Source organism: Bacillus sp. HMSC036E02 (genome assembly GCF_001836235.1).
Classification (GTDB): domain Bacteria; phylum Bacillota; class Bacilli; order Bacillales; family Bacillaceae_G; genus Bacillus_A; species Bacillus_A cereus.
Map to the genome: position 1 here is coordinate 1 of NZ_KV827881.1, position 1,513 is coordinate 1,513.

The following is a 1,513-nucleotide window of genomic DNA, read 5'->3' on the forward strand; positions in this document are numbered from 1 at the left end:
TTGAATTCCTTGCGGGCCTTGAATTCCTTGGGGGCCTTGGGGGCCGGTCGGTCCTATATCACCTTGCGGACCTTGGATTCCTTGTGGGCCTTGTGCCCCGGTTGCCCCTGTCGCTCCTTGGATTCCTTGAGGACCTTGTGGACCTTGAATTCCTTGGGGGCCGGTTGGACCTATGTCGCCTTGTGGGCCTTGAATTCCTTGGGGACCTTGTGCTCCGGTTGCCCCCGTTACTCCTTGGATTCCTTGTGGACCTTGAATACCCTGTGGACCGGTTGGACCTATCTCTCCTTGAACACCTTGGATTCCTTGCGGGCCCTGTAAACCCGTCACTCCGGTTGCTCCCGTTGCTCCTGTCGCTCCTGTCACTCCAGTTGAGCCTGTCGCCCCGGTATCTCCTGTTACTCCTGTCGCACCTGTTGCTCCTGTCGGGCCAGGTGGTCCACCTGATGGACCTGTCACTCCTGCCGGACCTGATGGCCCCGTTGGGCCGGTCGGTCCTGCTGGTCCTCCTGACGGGCCAGTCACCCCTGTTGGACCGGTTACTCCTGTTGGACCGGTAGTTCCTTCTCCCGTCGCTCCGGTTGCCCCCGTATCTCCTGTTGCTCCCGTCGGACCTTGTATCCCTTGAATCCCTTGTGGGCCTTGCACTCCTTGTGCACCAGTTGCTCCTTGAATCCCTTGTATTCCTTGCACTCCTTGTGCGCCCATCGGACCGGTTGGACCAATCGCCCCTTGTATACCTTGCACTCCTTGGGGGCCCTCTGGACCCGTTGCTCCTATTTCCCCTTGTATCCCTTGAATTCCAGTTGCTCCTTGTGCTCCAGTTGCTCCCGTTATCCCTTGCACACCTTGTATTCCCTGTATTCCTTGTGGACCTTGTGGACCTGTTGCTCCTACCGGTCCTTGAATACCTTGTATCCCCTGAGGACCCTCTGGACCCGTTGCTCCAACTGGCCCTTGAACACCTTGTATTCCTTGCGGGCCCTGAAGTCCCTCTGGGCCTTCTGGACCGGTTGGACCTATCTCTCCTTGTATCCCTTGGATTCCAGTTGGACCTTGTGGCCCAGTCGGACCTATGTCACCTTGCGGACCTTGGATTCCCTGTGGACCTTGTGCTCCTGTTCCCCCTGTCGCTCCTTGGATTCCTTGAGAACCTTGTGGGCCTTGAATTCCTTGTGGGCCGGTTGGACCTATGTCACCTTGTGGGCCTTGAATCCCTTGCGGACCTTGATCTCCAGTGGCCCCCGTTACTCCTTGAATTCCTTGGGGACCTTGAACACCTTGGGGACCCGTCGGACCTATCTCTCCCTGCACACCTTGGATTCCTTGCGGACCTTGCAAACCCGTCACTCCGGTTGCTCCCGTTTCTCCTGTCGCTCCTGTCACTCCAGTTGAGCCTGTCGCCCCAGTATCTCCTGTTACTCCTGTCGCCCCGGTTGCTCCTGTCGGGCCAGGTGGTCCACCAGATGGACCTGTTACTCCCGCCGGACCTGATGGCCCCGTTGGGCCGGTC

At 58.7% G+C, this 1,513-nt stretch carries 1 protein-coding gene; it reads right to left on the reverse strand.

Annotated features, from left to right (window positions below; genetic code table 11):
- Positions 1-1,513: collagen-like domain-containing protein (locus HMPREF2590_RS26960; RefSeq protein WP_256325189.1), on the reverse strand; the 1,513-nt coding region annotated here is incomplete at both ends.